Here is a 19,070-nt window from a genome sequence, read left to right on the forward strand (position 1 = left end):
GGTTATGAAAAAAAGTATCCTTTATTTATTGCTGCTCCTCTCCTTTTTTGCTGCCGGCGCACAAAACAAACAATACCTCTATGTGGCTACGCCCGGCATCCGCGATTACCTGGGTTATGGCGGCCATGGCATCCTGGTGTTTGATATCAATGATCATCACCGTTTTGTGAAAAGGATCCCTACAAAAGGCCTGCACCCCGATGGTACCCCATCCAATGTAAAAGGCATAGCCGTAAGCATTCCGCTTAACAGCATTTATATAAGCACGCTGGAATCGTTGCAGCGTATAGACCTTACTACGGATAAAATAATCTGGGAAAAACCTTTTGAAAAAGGCTGCGACCGTATGGCTATTTCCCCGGATGGACTTACCATGTACCTGCCCTCACTGGAAAATACTTTCTGGAATGTGGTGGATTGTAAAACGGGTAACATCATTAAAAAGATAGAAGTATATAAACGTGCGCACAACACCATTTACAGCGCTACCGGCAACCAGGTGTATATGGATGATATTGGCAGCCCCTGGCTATATATTGCGGATACCAAAACGCATACCCTCGCCCGCAAAGCAGGTCCCTTTGCCAATAATATACGTCCCTTTACGGTGAATGGAAAAGAAGATCGTGTATATGTAACCGTTGACAGCCTGCTGGGCTTTGAAGTGGGCGACCTGAAAACCGGCGCCAGGCTGGCCCATGTAGTAGTAGAGGGCTGGGAAATGGGGCCGGTACGGCGCCATGGCAATCCCAGCCATGGTATTGGCCTTACGCCGGATGAAAAAGAGCTGTGGGTATGCGACGGCCACAATATGCGCCTGCACGTGTTCAGCGCTACACCACCCTACCAGCAGCTTACTACCATTCCCCTGCAGGATATGCCCGGCTGGGTTACCTTCAGCATAGATGGCAAATATGCCTACCCTTCCAGCGGGGAAGTGATCGATGTAAAAACACGGAAGGTGCTGCTAACGCTAACGGATGAATTTAATAACAGCGTAGCCAGCGAGAAAATGGTAGAGGTACAGTTCAGCGGTAATAAGGCCGTACGCGCCGGCAACCAGTTCGGCATCGGGCAGGTAAGGTAAGCGCTTACGCTTTCTTACCCTTACCCAAACCTACTTTATAATTATCCGGCGTACCGGTAATTTTAATATTCATAAAACGGATCTTCTTATCCTTGTCGCGGTATTCAATAGCATCCACCTGGTCAGGGTCCACCTCTTCCTGCTTTTTACCGAACAGCATGCGGAAACCCACGGAGGTAACCATCTTCATGGGAATGCGCAGGTAATACTCCATTTGCATATTCAGCGACTGTTTCCCTGAAATTTCCATAAAGCCCAGGGAGGAATTAATATTCATGGCCGGGATGGATAAAGCACCATCCTTGAATGTGAGCTTATTCCGCAACGTATCAAAGCGCACCATGTTCAGGTTCTTATCCTTAAAGTACGACGACATGGCCTGCATGGGCGCAAAGTTTATCAGCACACCGTTGTAAATAGCTACATCCAGCTGCGCCTTGGAATGGTCTATCAGCGGCGTAAGGTCAGGATGTACCTGTACGTAGCTCTTTATCTGGCCGGTAAGGCGGCCCTTGATATTTTTGTTGATCACATAATCCTGCCCCAGGTAATCCAGCTTCAGCATCATCTTTTCTATGTTCATATCCTGCACATTGATCCTGCTGGTTAAATAGATCTTATCAGGATTGCTGCCGTTGAAATGTGCGTGGGCGGCCAGCTTGCCTTCTGCTATGTCCAGGTTCAGCGTATCCAGGTATATGTGCTGGTTGCTCAGCATCCGCGCATTGGTGGAGAGATTTTTTATCCATAAACGGTGATACTTGATCTTGCCTACATTTACCGAGGCATTAAAATCAATGAACGGCACCTCAAAAATATTAAATGCTTTAGCGTGCGCAGAAGTTTTGGCTACTGCATTGGTGGCTACCGGCATGTTGGAAATGGATGGAGCAGCTTCCTTAGCTGCTGTTAGCTGATAGTTGGTGAGCTGATCCACATCCAGGAAGCGGGAATTAAAGCGCAGGAAATTCTCCTTTTTCCGGCGCGTGGTATCCTTACCGGCATACAGGCGCATATTAATGTCAAAATCACTGCGGCCTATCTTGCCTTTCAGCGTATCGATCTTTATAAAATTATCCGCGCCTATTTTTACAATGCCGCTGATGCTATCCAGCTCAAAGGCATGTTTTTGCAGGCTGCCGGAAATATTGGCGATCTTAATTTTCGCAAAGCGGAACGCGGAATCATAACGCAGGTCTATTTTGGAGCGCAGCCAGATGTTGCGGCCTACTTCATTATGATAATCCGCCGGCACATAGGTGCGGCTGTATTTGCCTAACAGGTCGTTCATGGCCAGGTGCTGTGATTTCAGGTCAAAAGCCACCTGCGTTTTGCCCCGCATTACTTTATTAAACCACAGGGCATAGTTAATTACACGGCCGCTGAAATGAATATCGCTGCTGTCTATTAAGCCGGCAAAATTACGCAGCAGCAAAGCGGTGTCATTGATGGTAAGCTCTGCGCCAAAATCGTGGAATGCATGCGGGTAATGTTTGAACGATGCACGCAGCTGCTCTATCTTAAACTTACCTTTTGGCAGCGGGTTGGGATGCCGCAGCTCATTCACAGAAGTTTCCAGCGAAGCGCCTATATTAAAGCCATAGATCTCTTCCTGCGCCTTGCGCATTTTAGCGGTATCAAAGGCCAGCAGCTCCTTCATGATCATTTTATTGCTATTGGCCTTAAGCATAACCAGCACCGGCTTTTGCTGCTTGTGAAAAAGGGCCGGCAGGTCGCTGATAGAACCATTCATGTGAAAGTCGGAATGCCCCAGGTTAAACGAGAGGGAATCCATCTTTACAAAACCATTACGCATGTCCGCATGCAGGTTCAGGTGCTCTATGATGTGCGGATAACCAGGAATGCGGAAAGTAAGCCCCTTTACGGTGAGCTCACTTTGAATACCCTGTGTGAGCTTGCCCATGGATTGTTCCGGCACGCTCAGGTCTACCACCTCCTTAAAGTTCATTTTCAGTAAAATGCGGCCGGTGATGCGCTGCAGGTCGGCAATACCCAGGAAATCGCCCACAAAGCCCAGCTCCAGGTCAGAATCTATCTGCATCAGCACCTTGGGGTCTGTAAAATCGCGCATAATGAAATTGCCGCGGAAAATGCCCTGTCCGGGGCGGGCATTCATGTTCAACAAACGCAGCTCCGATGTTTTCAGGGAACGCGCTGCGCCATTGGTATAATATCCTTTAAAGGCCAGGGAATCCAGCTTTTTATCGGCCTGTGTATTATGCAGCCAGGCATCGGAACAGGAGAAAGACAGCTCTATCAGTGGCATTTGCCCGCCGGTCAGCTTACCTTTTACCTTACCGTCAAAAGACAGGTGCCCGGCGTATTTGAAATGTTCCAGCTGTTTGGCTACAGATTCCGGCGCAAAGGCAAACAGCTGTTTAAGGTCCGGCTTATCACCTTTAATGTGCAGGTCCACATCATTGCCATGCAGCAGGTCTGCAGAGCCGGTGATGTTGAACACCGCATCCTCAAGCTTCAAAGTGCCTTTTGGCAGCTGCAGCAGTTGGGAGGATTTATTATAAGCCAGCTTAATGGAGGTTTGCAGCTTTTTATTGCGGAACAAAGTGGTATCACCGGGCCGGGTAAAGTCTATGAGCATTTTACCATCCAGGCCGGCCAGCATTTGAGTGTCATCTGCCCGCAATGCGGATTGTATCCGTTCTATTTGTACCGTAAGCTGCTGCCCGCTTTGTTTATCCAGGTAAGCAATGCGCATATTACGCAGTACTACTTTTTTAATATCCAGGTCCAGCGGGCTGGCGGTGGTATCGGTGACAGCGGTAGTATCCTGTGCTATACGGCTGGCTTCTACAATATTCAGGCGGCCGGCCCTGTCCTTTACCAGGTTCAGGGAACCGTTCTTGAGCCGGATCACTTTCACATGATATTGCTGCCGCAGAATGTCGGGCAAACTAAAGCCAACGTACATACGCTCTGCTTCATAAATGGGCTTACCGGTTTGCTGCTTGCTGCCGTAAAAGCGCACTTGCCGCAAACCAATGGAGATGTAAGGAAAGTTCTGGAAAAGGGAGATATTGCTGCTGCCAACCACCAGCTCACCAGGCAGCTGTTTGTTCAGCTCCTTTACCGCTAACCCAACCAGGCGTTGTTGCTGTGAGTACAAAATGGCGGCTGCTATTCCCAGCAGCACCAGCACACAAACAACAGGAATCAGTATAAGACGGAGCAGTCTTTTTCGCGTAATCTTCTTCATAGGTTATGATCGCACATCGGTAATTCAGGGGCAAAGATATGGCACAGGCAATATAAAGCGGTGTTAAAAAGATCAACCGGCCGGATGTCCCGACGGATAGCGCAGTTATTATTGAAAACCAGCGGAAAAGAAAAAGCCCGGCGTTTGCCGGGCCTTTTATGTGTGGCGGTCATAAAACCTTTTTTAATTCCTTGTACCAAAGCTATTCCGCGGGTCCATCTTCATTTTCAGGTCGTATTCCTTTGGCGGTTCTGCATGCAGCAGGTTACGCACAAAATAATCCCAGCGGCGGCGCATCATATAATAGGTATAGGCGCCATATCCGTGCTTACTGTTCGGGAAGATGATCAGGTCATAATCCTTATTGGCTTTTTCCAGCGCTTCCACCACCAGTAAGGTATTGTAGGGTGGCACATTGTTATCCATCATGCCATGCGCCAGTAACAGCTTGCCTTTCAGGTTGGCGGCGTAGTTCTGGTTAGCCTGCGCGTTGTAATCAGAGTTGGCGGCAAGGCCGTTATAACGCTCGCCCCAGTCATCCTCATAGTTACGGTTATCGTGGTTGCCGGATTCGGAGATGCCTACTTTAAAGAAATCCGGGTAGCGGAACATGGCGCAGGCAGTTGCAAAACCACCGCCGGAATGTCCCCAGATGCCTATACGGGAAGTATCAATATAGCTGTATTGCGCTGCCAGCTGGCGAATGCCGCCTACCTGGTCGGGCAGGGTATTTTCCGCCATATTGCCATAACTCATATCGTGAAAGCTTTTGGAACGCAGGGGGTTGCTGGTGCCTTCCAGCACCATTACCACAAAACCCAGCTCGGCCAGGGCCTGGTGATCAATGCGGGAGGCTACGAACGACCAGTTGCCGCCAACGCTGCCGCCCTGCGGCCCGGGATAGATATAATCAATAATGGGATATTTCTTTTGCGGGTCCAGGTTAGAGGGGGTGTACAGCAAGCCGTAAATATCTGTTTTGCCGTCGTGCGCCTTCACTGAGAAAGGTTTGGCTGCATGCCAGCCTGTGGCGGTGAGCCGGCTTACATCGGCTTTTTCCAGGTTGGTTACCAGCTTGCCATCCATTTTACGCAGCACAGTTACCGGCGGTATATTAGGCTGTGAATAGCTGTCAATAAAATAGTTGTTGTCAGGCGAAAGCGTTACCTGGTGGTTGCCTTCTTCCGGTGTTAACAATGTTAAATGCTGCCCGTCAAAACCTATTTTATAAAAATGGCTGAAGTAGGGATTGCCCGGCTCGCGGCCATCTGCAATAAAATACAGCTCCCGGTTCTTTTCATCTACTTTAATCAGCTTAGTTACTACCCAATCTCCTTTGGTGACCTGGTTCTTCAGCTTACCGGTAGCGGCATCATATAAATACAAATGGCCCCAGTTATCACGCTCAGAGTACCAGATAATTTCATTGGACTTTTTCAGGTAACGCCAGTTAATAGTGCCCTGGCCGGATTCATATTGCGTAGCTACTTTTTCTTCCAGCACCTCGCGTACTGCGCCGGTGGCGGCATCTGCGATGCGCAGCTTTTCTTCCTTATGATCACGGGAGGTGGAAACAAATGCCAGCTGCGTATTATCATCGCTCCAGTCCACATCGTCGAAAGTACCGCTGCTGGAAATGTCGTCGCTTAAAGTACCGCGGTGTGCATCCGGGCCTACCTGTATGTTAATGACCTTTGGATTTTCTACGTCAATGATCACACGCTGAATGGTGATGATGGTAGAATCCCCCGGCAGCGGGTATTTCCAGGCCTGCAGGCTGGGTGCGCCCACATTGGTGGTAACCAGGTACATGCTATTCACATTGCGTTCATCCTGCCGGAAAGTGGCAATCTTTTTTGAATCGTGCGACCAGCGCAGCACAGGTTTATCGCTGCTGCTCCAGCCGGCATTGTCGGTAGCATAACCTAAGTCCTGCACCCCATCTGTGGTGAGCTGCGTTTGCTGGTTAGAGGCCACATCGCGCACCCATAAATTATGCTCCTTAATAAAGGCGGCCTTCTTCCCGTCCGGCGATACTACTTCGTTGCCGGGAGCAGGATTCCTGCGGTTGTAAGGCAGGGCATTATTGTTATCGATAACAGGTGTATTGTTATCTGCTTCGCAATTGTATTGCTGCAGGTCGCATTTCCAGTGTTTACCGCGGGATGAGAAAACAATGGCTTCCCCATCTGCCGAAAAGTTAAAGGACATGAAAGGCAGCATGGAGGCGGAGCAAGGCTTACCGGTGGCTTTTGCAATGGCAGCGGCTAATTTCTCGTGGTTAAAAGCCGGTGCGCGGGTGCCTTTCACCGGATCCACCAATATAAATTCACTCCCCTGTGCGGTTAATACGCGGTACCAGAACTTACCACCTGGCATCCAGTTAGGTACAACAGTGCTCCGGTCGATCAGCGCTTCGGTATTGTAAGAGAGCATGCTTTCTGCACGGGCGTAATCCTGTACGGTTAATGATTGGTTGGTTTGTGCCTCCACGGCGGTAGTTACCGCCATACAGGCCACAGCGATCAAGATTTTGTTCATTTGATAACAAGATAATATTGGGGCTGAATATACAGGAATTTCTGAAATGCCTGCAAGAGGATCGGGACGAATGGTAAAGCTGCCGCCCGACTACCGGGGCTCCTGCAGGGTGTTTAAGACAGATAAAAAGTCCTCCGGCGGATAAAAATTCAGCTTTTTCTCTTCCAGGCTGTAAGGCAGCCCGGTAAGCTGTCCGTTGTAATACCAGTATAAGCCCTTACTGACAGATCCGGGACCTTCCTGATTCATGCCGGAAATAACGGGTATCAGCTGGTTAATGGCTTTCACTACATTCAGATCTTCTATGGGATAAATGAGCACTGCATGCCGGTGTGGAATACCGATCAATGATCCATGCGTGCCTAAATATTCCGGTATTCTTTCAAGGTCAAAAACAATATTCGGCACAAAAAAATGATCGCCCTGCACAAAACGGATGGTAATATCCCCCAGCTGTTCCAGGGAATTATGAGACAGGTATTTTTCACGCATATTAACTATGCCCATCTCATACAGCGCATCATCACTTAAGCCCCAGGGAATGGTTTGCTCCGGCTTTACATTAATAACAGTATTGGGCAGATCAAAGACCAGCATCATGAACAGATCACCGGCCAGCGGTTTTCCTATAATAAGACCGGGATCGATATTCTCCACGTAACTGTTATGATAAAGCCGTATGCCTATATAGTCCCTGGCAAACGAAAGGTCATGGCAGCGTTTTTCAAAATCATCCGTGAAAGCAAACGCCCTTTCCATACCGTTGAAATGATCTTCAATACAGCTTTTCCAGGCTGACTGCGGGTGCTGTTTACATACCTGAGATACATTCACCAGTCCCATTCTTTCTGCACCAAAAGTTGCGTTGTCCAGTATGATCTCCCCGTCTCCCAACACATAAGCTATTCCCTTGTTTTTGAAGTAATTATCCAGCAACGACAAAAATTCAGTATACTCTGCGCTGTTAAAATAGGCCGCCCATGCCGGTACCGGCAATGCTGTTTTCTTACGTTTAAAAAATGAGAACATGTTGTGGGATTATATCCTACAATATATAATATTATTGCTCTTTATACCATACAAAATAAATTATTATCCGGGCCTGGCAGCTACCGGTTTCAACCATTATGCCCATCACGATTAATTGAATAAAAATCACAAAAAGTATATTTTAGCAAAAACTTTAATTATATGCAGTACAGAACATTTGGAAGGACCGGCTGGAATGTGAGCGAAATAGGCTATGGCATGTGGGGAATGGCCGGCTGGACAGGTTCAGAAGAAAAGGAAGTGAACAAAGCGCTGGACAGGTCCATTGAGCTGGGATGCAATTTTTTTGATACTGCCTGGGGTTATGGAGAGGGTTTGAGCGAGAACATTTTAAACCGAACCTTACGCCGCCACCCCGGTAAAAGATTGTATGTAGCCACTAAAATTCCGCCTAAGAACCTAAAGTGGCCTTCCAAACCGCATTTTAAGCTGGATGAGGTATTTCCTGCCGATCATATTATAGACTATACCAACAAAAGTTTAAAGAACCTGGGCGTGGAATCCATTGACCTGCAACAATTTCATGTGTGGGAAGATAACTGGGCGCAGCTGGATGAATGGAAAGAAGCCATTACCAAATTAAGCGACCAGGGTAAAGTGCAGGCCTGGGGTGTAAGCGTGAACCGCTGGGAACCGGATAACTGCCTGAAAACATTGAGGACCGGCCTGATAGACGCTGTGCAGGTGATCTACAATATTTTTGACCAGGCGCCGGAAGACAACCTCTTTCCGCTGTGCCGCGAAAAAAATATAGCTGTGATCGCGCGGGTGCCTTTTGATGAAGGCACGCTCACCGGCACCTTTACCAAACAAACCACCTTCCCTATTGGCGACTGGCGCTCCAGCTACTTTGTACCAGAGAACCTGAACAGCAGTGTTGAACATGCTGATGCGCTGAAGCCCCTGATCCCTGCCGGTATGACCATGGCAGAAATGGCGCTGCGTTTTATTGTCAGCAACCCGGATGTGTCTACCACCATTCCCGGCATGCGGAAAATAAAGAACGTGGAAGCCAACATGGGCGCCAGTGATGGAAACGGCCTGCCGGATAAGTTGTTGAATCAGCTGAAGCGTCATCGCTGGGACCGGGAGCCTACGGGGTGGTCGCAGTAAGGATAACGGTACAACGTATTAATAGCAAAAGGCCGGTCTTCTTATGAATGACCAGCCTTTTGTATATTATGTATACTCAATTCAAACTTTGCTTCTTATACTGCACGGGGCTCATACCTACCTCTTTCTTAAATAAGCGTGAAAAATAAGGCAGGTTCTCAAACCCAAGCGTGTTGGCTATTTCAGCCACCGTATTGTCCGCGCCTTTCAGTAAGTTCTTGGCTTCTGAAATTAAGAAGATATGAATAAGCTCGATGGCTGTTTTACCGGTTTCCTGCTTTAACAGGTCACTCAGGTAGCCGGGTGATACATGCAGCTGGTCTGCCATATACTTAACCGTAGGTAGCCCATGCTCATTCAATAAACCGCTTTCAAAATAAGCGGCCAGGATGTTATTGAACTTAGAAACCATTATACCGGACATTTCTGTACGGTTAATGAACTGCCGTTTGTAAAAACGCTGGGAGTATTTGAGGATGGAGCTGATATGGCCCAGGATAATTTCCTTACTGTATTCATCCTGGTTATTGTAGTACTCCGTTTCTATTTTGTTATAGAGCTCCCAGATGATCTGCTCTTCCCGTGGCGACAGGTGCAGGGCTTCATTGGCCTCATAGTCAAAGTAGCGGTATTTCTTTATTTCATTATGCAGGTCATGCCCGTTTAAATAATCTTCGTGCATGTAAATGGCAAACCCATCTTCTTCCAGCTCAATATTCCGCAGCTCAATCACCTGCCGGGGTTTTGTGAAATACAGGCTGCCACCGCCTGTATTATCATACTTGGTTTTTCCATAGATCATTACCCCAGCCTTCATTTTCTTGAATCCGATCATGTAAAAGTCGCCGGTAAACCCGTTGTGCCCCATCGGGCAGTGCTCCGTACAACGCAGCAGGCTTAACATCGGGTTTTCCGGCGCCGGAAAACCGTTGATCTGATGAAATTCGCTTAAACTTTTGAAATGCCACATAAGCGCTCTTTTATAAACGGGCCTGCACTGTAATAACAGCGCAGACCAGTTTTTGTTGATATATGCTCAGCTCTGACAACCCTTCTTACTTCCCCCGCGCAGTCAAAACTGCCCACTGCCAACTAAGGACTGCCAACTTACTTACCGTGTGCAGCATTGGCTACATCAGCCCATTCTTCCCAGGTAGCCAGGCGTTCTGCATACTGTTGTTTTGCAGCCGGCAAACCTACTTTACCCAGGAAAAGGCGCAGTGGAGGATTTTTTGTATCCACCAGCTGCAGGATAGCATTTACCGTAGCTTCCGGCACACCAAAAATATCAGGGGTAGCACCCTCCTGGAAAGCAGCCCTTATGCCATCATACTCCGGCAGCGGCTTGCTGTGAGCAGCAGATGCGCCGCCCCAGTCGGTAGAAAAACCGTTAGGCTCTACCAGCGTAATATCTATGCCAAAGCCTTTTACTTCTGTGGCCAGCGTTTCGCTGAGCCCTTCCACCGCAAATTTAGACGCATTATATATACCCAGGGTAGGTAAGGTAAAAATACCCAGTATACTGGATACCTGGATAATATGCCCATGTCCCTGCGCCCGCATTACCGGCAGCGCGGCCTGGGTTACCCAAAGCAGGCCAAATACATTGGCTTCAAACTGGTCGCGGGCTTCCTGCTCGCTGGTTTCTTCAATAGCGCCGAACAGGCCGTAACCGGCATTGTTGATCACTACATCAATTTTACCAAAGTGTTCTTTTGCCTTGCTGATGGCGTCAAAGCTGGCTTTCCTGTCTGTAACATCAAGCTGTAAAGGTAGTACTGCACTGCCATACTGCTGGCTGAGGGGTTTGAGGGTGTCTAAATTCCTGGCGGTAGCCACTACTTTATCACCGCGTTTTAAAAATGCCTCTGCCCAGATCCGGCCAAATCCACGGGAAGCACCCGTGATGAAAATTATCTTTGCCATTATTTTGTTTTTGCTTTAAATAATGATACAAAGCTACCCCTATGCACCCCTATGCTATTAATACAAAAGCCGGGAAAGCTGATACATTTCCGGGAATCGGCCCCCCTGCCATAAAAAAGGCGTTCCGCCGCAGCTGCAACGGAACGCCTTTTCTATTATTAATCAATTGATCAGAAGCGGTAACCGATGGTCATACGGAAGTTACGGCGGGCTTCTACTATATAGCTGTAGTAGCTGGTAACACTGTTGGGATTAGCAGCCAGTGAAGCAGCAGTGAGCAGCTTACGGTTATCTGCCACATTATTTACCAGCAGGGAAACGCTGTATTTTCCTTTCTGGTAGCTAAGGCCTGCATCGGTACGGAAATAGTTGGGAATGTTAGGCTTTTTGGTAGTGCCTACATAACGGTCGGCCATCCACTGGAAACCACCCATTATGCCAAAGCCGGTGAGCGGCCCCTTACCAATACGGTAATTTACCCAGCCATTGGTAATATGTGCGTTGGTGTTAGGCGTTACATTGCCGATGGTTGTTTTATCTTCAGCAGTGCCCGGGGCTTCTTTGCTGATCTTGGAATCCGTATAGGCGTAGTTGATATTTACATTCAGGCCGGAAATGATCTCGCCGTTAATATCTACCTCAATGCCTTTAGTTACGGTTTCGCCTAATTGTACAGACACGCTGTTGCCACGGCTGTCTACCACACCTGGAAGAGTTACCAGCGCATTTTCCCGGTTAATGCGATAGGCAGTTACGGAAGAGGTCCAGCGGCCATTGAACCATTCTTTCTTCACGCCTGCTTCATAGTCGGTCCCCTTAATAGGCTTAAAGGGGTTCAGGCTGGAATCCAGGCCAGGTACGGCTACAAAGGACTGATCCCGCATGGCGTATACTGATAAAGACTTATCAATGGAGTAGCTGAGGCCAATACGCGGCGTTACCACATCATCCTTTATTTCAGCGTTCTTTGTTTTACCTACGGTTTCAGAGTGGGTATAACGGGCTGCCAGTGACAGGCGCAGCTTATCGCCAAAGAAGGCCAGCTCGTCCTGCACATATACGGAGGTGTAATTCACTACAGTAGCATAAGTAGTGGATCCTGCCCTTGTGCGCACACTTTTTGAACGGTCTATATAAGCAATGGAATCAGCTGGCACGCCATATTCCGGGTTATACACATTAAATACTCTACCGCCAGCCAGGTGAAGCGGGGCTATTCTGCGGAAATCGCCCCAGAACTTTTTGTTACCCATATCCACACCTGCCAGTATACGGTGACGTACAGCACCGGTATATTCCTCACCAGACAGTGACATTTGTGCAAAGCGGTTCTCGCCCGCTTCATCGCCAATGCTGTAATAGCGGTACATATCGCCGTTGGTGTGCATACTGTCGGCCCACACACTGTTAGCCACCATCTGGAAGTTAAAGTACGCTACCTGCGCATGCGCTTCCCATTTATCATTCAGCTTGTGATCCACATACAGGTACACGCTGTGATCGCGCAGCTTGCCGGGTTCCAGGGAAGGATCGCCATAGAAGAAATCATTACCAATACCTTCATCCAGCAGCTTGTTCTTAGAGAACTGGTAGTTGCCATTACCCAGGTAACGGGAAGCCTGGTAAGCGTATTCCAGCGTAACGGAAGTACGGTCATCTACCAGGTATTTAAAGGATGGAGCAAACAAATAACGGTTGCTGTAATTGTACTTGGTGTAGAAATCTTTCTGCTGCCCGGCTACGTTCAGGCGGTACAGTAGTTTACCGTCTTTGCTCAGCTTACCGTCAAAGTCCAGCGCAGCGCGGTAAGTGCTGAAGCTGCCCATGCTGATGTTGGCAGAGCCTTTGGTAATACCGGTAGGCTTTTTAGTTACCACATTGTAAAAACCACCGGGTTCGCCATTGGCCAGCATAAAACCGGCAGGGCCTTTTACAAATTCAATGCGCTCTATCATGGCTGCATCTTCTGCGGTGGGGCCCCAGCTGGCTTCAATGTTCATACCATTGCGGAAAGCGGGGATCTTGGAACCGCGCATACGGATCTGCGCATACTGGTTATCCCAGTGGCCTACGCGGGATGCGCCGCTGATGTTACGGGTAATGCCATCTACAATATCAAATGACTGCTGATCGGCAATAAGGCTGGCAGAGATCACCTGTATATTCTGCGGTACTTCCAGCAGCGGGGATTTCAGGCGCAGGGAGCTGGAAAGGCTGTCTGTTTTATATTTATTATGGGTGCCGTTGATGATCACTTCCTGCAGCTGTTTATTGGTAGCTTCCAGCTGTATGGTCACATTTACAACCTGGTCCTCTATTACCTCTACTTCCTGTGAAACGGTTTTGTAGCCCATCAGCATTACCTGCAGGGTATAATGGCCGGGATGCATTCTCTTAAATACAAACCCGCCCTGTTCATTGGTAAGGGTGCCCCTGTTCTTTTCTTTGATCTGTACAGCTACAAAGGCTGCTGGTGTTCCATCATTCGTGATCACCTTACCCTTAATGGCGGCAAGTGGTTCTTCTGTAGCAAAGGCCGGTGCAGCAATGAGCAGCGCGCACAGAAAGCCTGTCAGTCTTGTGAATCTGTTAAATAGTATATGCATAAAGGTTAATTGTCGGACATGCAATGCGGTTGCAAAGGTATAGGCTCAGCAGGGGGCTGATTTATGGAATCGGGAAATTGGTTTACGCAATACGGAATAGTTGCGGCAGGCTTAATGGGAAATATTTTTCATTTTCTCTTTTTTAAGCAGGGGAAATTCCCTAAAATTGGAGGGGATGCCTGTAATGAACACGGACCAAGACCTGTTAAAAAAGCTGAAAGAAGGAGATGAACCGGCTTTCAGAGAGCTGTATGCGCGGCATAACCGGCAGGTGCTGGCCTTTGCGTACCACATGACCCATTCCGCCATTGATGCGGAAGACATTTTACAGGAAACCTTTTTACGCTTATGGACCGGGCGGGAGCAGCTGCCAGATATTATGCATGTAGGCAATTACCTGTTCACCATCGCCAAAAACAAAACCCTGGATCATTTACGCAAAGTATCCCTGCAGCAAAAGCTTATAGACCAGGTGTGGGCCAATCTCTCTGAAACTACCAACGACCTGGAGCTGCAGCTGGAAGCCCGGGAAAGCAAAAACCTTATTCAGCAGGCAGTTGCACAGCTATCGCCCCAGAAACAAACCATTTTTCAGCTAAGCCGGCAGCAGGGCCTGAACCATGATGAAATAGCCGCACAGCTGCGCCTTTCCAAAAGCCGGGTAAAGAACCTGCTGGTAGAAACCCTGAAATATATCCGTACCTATCTTTCCCAACACGCTGTATTAACCGCCTTCCTGTTCCAGGTAGCCTGTAAATACCTGATTCCCTGACAATTAATTTTTTTTGAGTTTTCGCGGTCCTTTGTGTTTCCCCAACCGTCTTTATTAGTATAAGCTATTCCATATGCCGCAAGAAACGTCCCGGATAACATACCTGTTGCAACGCTATACCAGCAAAACCTGCACACGCCGGGAGCTGGAAGAACTGCTGGCATACATTGCGGCTCACCCGGAAGATGCGGCCCTGCAGCATTTTATGGAAACGGCCTACCAGGGGCTGCCGGCAGATTCAGCCTTACCGGAAGTAGACCTGGATCATGTGTACCATAATATTATTACCCCCGCCCCTGCCAAACGTATATTCCCTATCCGTTATGTGGCAGCAGCGGCGATTATAGCCGGCGCCATTGCACTGGCATTCCTGTGGCGCAGGCCCGGTCCTTCCACGCAAACCAATATTCCTTTAGCACAGCAAACCATTAATAATATTACACCCGGCGCCAACAAAGCAGTACTTACCCTGGCAGACGGCACCACCATTACGCTGGACAGCAGCGGGCGGCAGGTGATCGGCGGCAATACCCATATTACGCAGCAGAACGGCCAGCTGGTGTACGGCGCTAACGGAACAGATAACAGACTACAATACCATACCTTATCCACACCACGGGGAGGACAATTTAAGCTCACCTTACCGGACGGCACCAGGGTATGGCTGAATTCCGCGTCATCATTGCGCTATCCCACGGCGTTTACAGGGAAAGACAGAATAGTGGAGCTGCAGGGGCAGGGCTATTTTGAAGTAGCACAGCAGGCCAACCAGCCTTTTAAGGTAATGGTAAATTCCATGGAAGTACAGGTGCTGGGCACCAGCTTTGACGTGATGGCCTATGGCGATGAAGCCACCGTGAACACCACGCTGGTGGCAGGTTCCGTACAGGTGAAGGAGGGTAATGCCCTGCGCCTGCTGCAACCCGGCCAGCAGGCAGTACTGGATCAGGCGAACCACGCGCTGACAGTACAGGCAGCAGATGTACAGAAGATCATAGCCTGGAAGAACGGCCTGTTTGTGTTCAACAACATGACGCTGGCCGCCATTTTACGGGAAGTAGCGCGCTGGTATGATGTTGACATCGTATATACGGTAACACCCAGCGCAGAGCTGTATGGCGGCGGTATATCCCGCAACCTGCAGCTGAGCGGTGTGCTGAACCTGCTGGAAGCCAGCGGCTTTAATCATTTTAAGGTAGAAGGCAGAAAAATAATAGTGCTGCCTTAACCAGCTATAAAACAAAAGAAAGGGGGAATCAACCAACAACCAAGATCAGAAAAAAACCGGCTCCGACTGCCATCGGAAACCGGTCATACATCTGGTATGCTGAATAATCGCTGAGAGATCAATCATTTACCAAACATCACAAAAGTATGCAATTCACGTGTAATGCATTGGCCCGCTATTGCCGCGGGCTGTCAACCAAAATTTCCCGTATAGACCGGGACCTAAAAAGACAAATCATTATGCAGCTCAAAGGGACCGCATTTCTTCTCCTGATCACCTGCCTGCATGTAAGCGCCGCCGTTTACTCTCAAAAGGTGACCCTGTCTGTGAAGAACATGTCTTTGCAAAAAGTTTTTTCGGAAGTAATTACACAAACAGGGGTATCGATTGTGTATTCCGAAAAGGTGTTGTCGGGCACACAACCGGTGTCTATTAATGTTAAAGAGGCCACGGTGCAGGAGGTGCTGGAACAATGCCTGAAACACCAGCAGCTTACCTACTCGCTGGAAGGCAACAGCTTTGTGATCAAACGCACGCCGGAAAGTAAGTCACCACCGCTGGCGGCTGATACGCTTATTAATATAAGCGGTACTATTACCGGCACCGGCAATGTGCCGCTGCCCGGCGCTACCATTATGGTAAAGGGTACTTCCAAAGGCACGCAAACCAATGAGCATGGCCAGTTCCAGCTGGGCAGCGTACCATCAGAGGGAATACTGGTGATCAGCAATATTGGTTACGTAACCCGCGAAATCGGCATCCCTGCCGGCAAAACGCTGGCACTGGCGCTGGTGGAGGATACCAAGAACTTTAACGAAGTAGTGGTGGTAGGCTACAGCGATAAAAAGAAAGGGGAGCTTACCAGCGCAGTAAGCGTGGTATCTGCTGAAAAGCTGAAAGATGTAACCACCAACGATGTAGGCTCCATGCTGCAGGGCAAGGTACCCGGCCTGCAGGTGATCAATGCCTCCGGTGTGCCGGGCAGCCAGGCTGAGATACGCCTGCGCGGCGTATCGTCTGTAAATGCTTCGCAAAGCCCTTTATATGTGGTAGATGGTATTATTGGCGGCAACTTTGACCCCAATGACGTGGAGAATATTACGGTGCTGAAAGATGCCGGCGCTACCGCCATGTACGGCTCACAGGCCAATGCAGGCGTGATCATTGTTACCACTAAAAAAGGCCGTATCGGTAAAACGCGCTTTGAGGCAAAAGTAACCACGGGTATCCGCAAACCGGATTTTGGGAAAATGACCATGATGAACGGCAGGGAGCTGTATGAGCATCATAAAGAATTTTACCGCGACTATATTCCCGGCACAACAGATAACTCTTATAAGATAGACCTGCTGAAGTTTTACGACGAGCGCCCGCGTACGCTGCGCGATCAGAACTACAGCTGGCTTAACACCATGTTCAAAACCGCGCCGTTGGAGAATGTATTCATCTCCGCCAGCGGCAGCTCAGAAAAGAGCGAGTACTACACCAGCATTTCCTACTACAATGAGAAAGGTACTTTCCTGAACACCAATTTCCAGCGTATTAATGTGCGCGGCAACTCCACCCACCATTTTTCAAAGAGCGTGGATGTGACCAATAACATTAACCTCAGCGCTGCTACAGGCAAAAGCTTTAACTATGATGATGTGTTCTATGCTTACCTGAACATGCCCTGGGATAATCCCTATGACGCTAACGGGCAGCCGGTGTACGTAGATGGTAACTCCACCTTTAAATGGTGGTCAAGGGATAAGGTGAACCCTATCCATACCATCCAGAACTCCAACCATCCCTACAAGAGCTTTAACGCCAACTATGATCTGAACCTGAATATACAGATCACGGACTGGCTATCATTTTCCAGCAACAACCGCGGCGCGGTGAACTATGATAAGGCTACTGATTATTACTCCCCTGTGGTTGCTGGCCTGTATAACGGTACCGGTTTTCTGAATGAATTAGGCACGCTCAATTACGGCGTAATATCCAACGACCTGCTGAAATTCAAGTTCCGCATGGGCGATCATTCCATCAGCGGCCTGGCAGGTATTGCCATTGAGAACAGCAAAACAGAGGTAGTAGGCGCTTCCGGTAAAGGTTTGCCGGAAGGCTTAAAGGTACTGAACGTAGTATCCAACACGCAGATCGTGAACGGGTTTAACGACCAGGCCATCCTGCAATCCCTGATCTCGCAGGTGAGCTACGGTTATAAGGAAAAATATTTCCTGACCGGTTCTTACCGCGTGGATGGCTCTACCAACTTCCCGAAATCAAAACGTTACGGCTCATTCCCTGCTATATCCGCCGCATGGTTGCTCAGCAATGAACCTTTCCTGCAAACGGCTACCTTCATTGATAACCTGAAGCTGCGCGCGAGCTATGGGGTAACGGGTACGCAGGACATTGGATCAAGCCGCTACCTGGGCCTGTATGCGCTTAACAGCCAGTATAACGGCGGTACTGCCGCTACACCCCTGCAGCTGCCCAGCCCCAACCTGACCTGGGAAAGCAAGCATCAGCTGAATGCCGGTGTGGATATAGGCCTGTTCAAACGCGTGAACCTGACGGTGGATGTATATAATAACATTACCAAAAACCTGCTGCTGCAGGTATCCCAGCCGCTTTCCATTGGCTTTGAGCAACGCTGGGAAAACTCCGGCGAAATTGTGAACAAAGGCATAGAGCTGGGCTTAAGCAGTGTGAATATTAAAACCCGCGACTTTGAGTGGAATACGGATTTTAACATCAGCTTCAACTCCAACAAGCTGCAAAAGCTGCCCAGCGATATCACGCGCACACAGCCTACCTGGAGCATTTCACAGATCTACCGTAACGGCGGCAACCTGTATGAGTTTTACATGCCTAAATGGTTAGGCGTAAATGCGCAAACCGGCGCGCCGCAATGGGAAGTGATCCACCGGGATGCAGATGGGAAGGAAACCTCCCGCGAAGCTACCTCCGACTATGCCAGCGCCACTTACCAGGAAGTAGGATCGGCCCTGCCTAAGTTCCAGGGCGGTATCAACTCCCAGTGGAAGTACAGGAATATTGCGCTGAGCGTAAATGCTTATTTCCTTTCCGGCAATAAAGTGTTCAGCAATGCGCTGCGTTTTGTGATGAACGATGGTATTGAGCCTTATTACAACCAGATAGTACTGCCGGATGGTTACAGCACATGGACCAAACCCGGGGATAATGCTACGGAACCCAGCCCGCAGAATAATGCGAATGCAACAGAAACCTCTACCCGTTACCTGAAGAACGGTAGTTTCTTTGCCATCCGTAACATATCACTGTCGTACACGCTGCCTAAGATCTGGACCAGCCCCCTGAAGCTGGATGATGTAACCCTTTCCCTGACTGCGGATAACGTATATACGTTCACGAAGTTCCTGGGGCAGGATCCATCCACCACCATTGCTACGGGCAGCTATGTAATGCCCGGCGTGTCTGACTTCAAGTATCCCAATAATCGCCAGTACCTGTTAAATATTAACATCCGGTTCTAGGAA

General features: G+C 48.9%; 11 protein-coding genes. 5 read left to right on the forward strand and 6 right to left on the reverse strand.

Translation table 11 applies throughout. The features are described 5' to 3' along the window. Positions 1-4: 4 nt before the first annotated feature. Positions 5-1,087, forward strand: coding sequence for a YncE family protein (locus BMZ54_RS27385; protein WP_089919963.1), 1,083 nt, complete (start codon positions 5-7; stop codon positions 1,085-1,087). A 4-nt stretch (positions 1,088-1,091) separates the two neighbouring features. Here BMZ54_RS27385 and BMZ54_RS27390 read toward each other — a convergent pair whose 3' ends face one another. The 3 genes from BMZ54_RS27390 to BMZ54_RS27405 all read right to left on the reverse strand — a co-directional run bounded on the left by BMZ54_RS27390 (position 1,092) and on the right by BMZ54_RS27405 (position 7,892). Continuing rightward, positions 1,092-4,322, reverse strand: coding sequence for an AsmA family protein (locus BMZ54_RS27390; protein WP_089919557.1), 3,231 nt, complete (start codon positions 4,320-4,322; stop codon positions 1,092-1,094). Between the two features lie 183 nt (positions 4,323-4,505). Then, entirely contained in the window at positions 4,506-6,863 is a 2,358-nt protein-coding gene (locus BMZ54_RS27400) for a S9 family peptidase (protein ID WP_089919560.1), read from the reverse strand. A 90-nt stretch (positions 6,864-6,953) separates the two neighbouring features. Continuing rightward, the gene (locus BMZ54_RS27405; protein ID WP_089919561.1) at positions 6,954-7,892 is read right to left on the reverse strand and encodes a hypothetical protein; all 939 of its coding nucleotides are present in this window, start codon (positions 7,890-7,892) and stop codon (positions 6,954-6,956) included. A gap of 162 nt (positions 7,893-8,054) precedes the next feature. Here BMZ54_RS27405 and BMZ54_RS27410 point away from each other — a divergent pair, with 162 nt between their 5' ends. Beyond that, the gene (locus tag BMZ54_RS27410) at positions 8,055-9,026 is read left to right on the forward strand and encodes an aldo/keto reductase (RefSeq protein WP_089919563.1); all 972 of its coding nucleotides are present in this window, start codon (positions 8,055-8,057) and stop codon (positions 9,024-9,026) included. 76 nt (positions 9,027-9,102) lie between these two features. Here BMZ54_RS27410 and BMZ54_RS27415 read toward each other — a convergent pair whose 3' ends face one another. The 3 genes from BMZ54_RS27415 to BMZ54_RS27425 form a co-directional block, all read right to left on the reverse strand. Beyond that, on the reverse strand, positions 9,103-9,996 hold the full coding sequence (locus tag BMZ54_RS27415; protein ID WP_089919564.1) for a helix-turn-helix domain-containing protein: 894 nt from the start codon (positions 9,994-9,996) through the stop codon (positions 9,103-9,105). A 137-nt stretch (positions 9,997-10,133) separates the two neighbouring features. Next, entirely contained in the window at positions 10,134-10,952 is an 819-nt protein-coding gene (locus tag BMZ54_RS27420) for an SDR family oxidoreductase (protein ID WP_089919566.1), read from the reverse strand. 170 nt (positions 10,953-11,122) lie between these two features. Beyond that, entirely contained in the window at positions 11,123-13,558 is a 2,436-nt protein-coding gene (locus BMZ54_RS27425) for a TonB-dependent receptor (RefSeq protein ID WP_089919567.1), read from the reverse strand. A gap of 175 nt (positions 13,559-13,733) precedes the next feature. Between BMZ54_RS27425 and BMZ54_RS27430 the strand changes: the two genes are divergently transcribed. The 3 genes from BMZ54_RS27430 (at position 13,734) to BMZ54_RS27440 (ending at position 19,067) form a co-directional block, all read left to right on the forward strand. Further along, the gene (locus BMZ54_RS27430) at positions 13,734-14,330 is read left to right on the forward strand and encodes an RNA polymerase sigma factor (protein ID WP_089919569.1); all 597 of its coding nucleotides are present in this window, start codon (positions 13,734-13,736) and stop codon (positions 14,328-14,330) included. Positions 14,331-14,403: 73 nt separating this feature from the next. Then, positions 14,404-15,558: a FecR family protein gene (locus tag BMZ54_RS27435; RefSeq protein ID WP_089919571.1), complete on the forward strand. Its 1,155-nt coding sequence runs from the start codon at positions 14,404-14,406 to the stop codon at positions 15,556-15,558. A 239-nt stretch (positions 15,559-15,797) separates the two neighbouring features. Beyond that, positions 15,798-19,067: a SusC/RagA family TonB-linked outer membrane protein gene (locus BMZ54_RS27440; RefSeq protein ID WP_089919573.1), complete on the forward strand. Its 3,270-nt coding sequence runs from the start codon at positions 15,798-15,800 to the stop codon at positions 19,065-19,067. Positions 19,068-19,070 lie beyond the last annotated feature (3 nt).

The sequence above is a fragment of the Chitinophaga rupis genome (genome assembly GCF_900109685.1).
GTDB lineage: Bacteria > Bacteroidota > Bacteroidia > Chitinophagales > Chitinophagaceae > Chitinophaga > Chitinophaga rupis.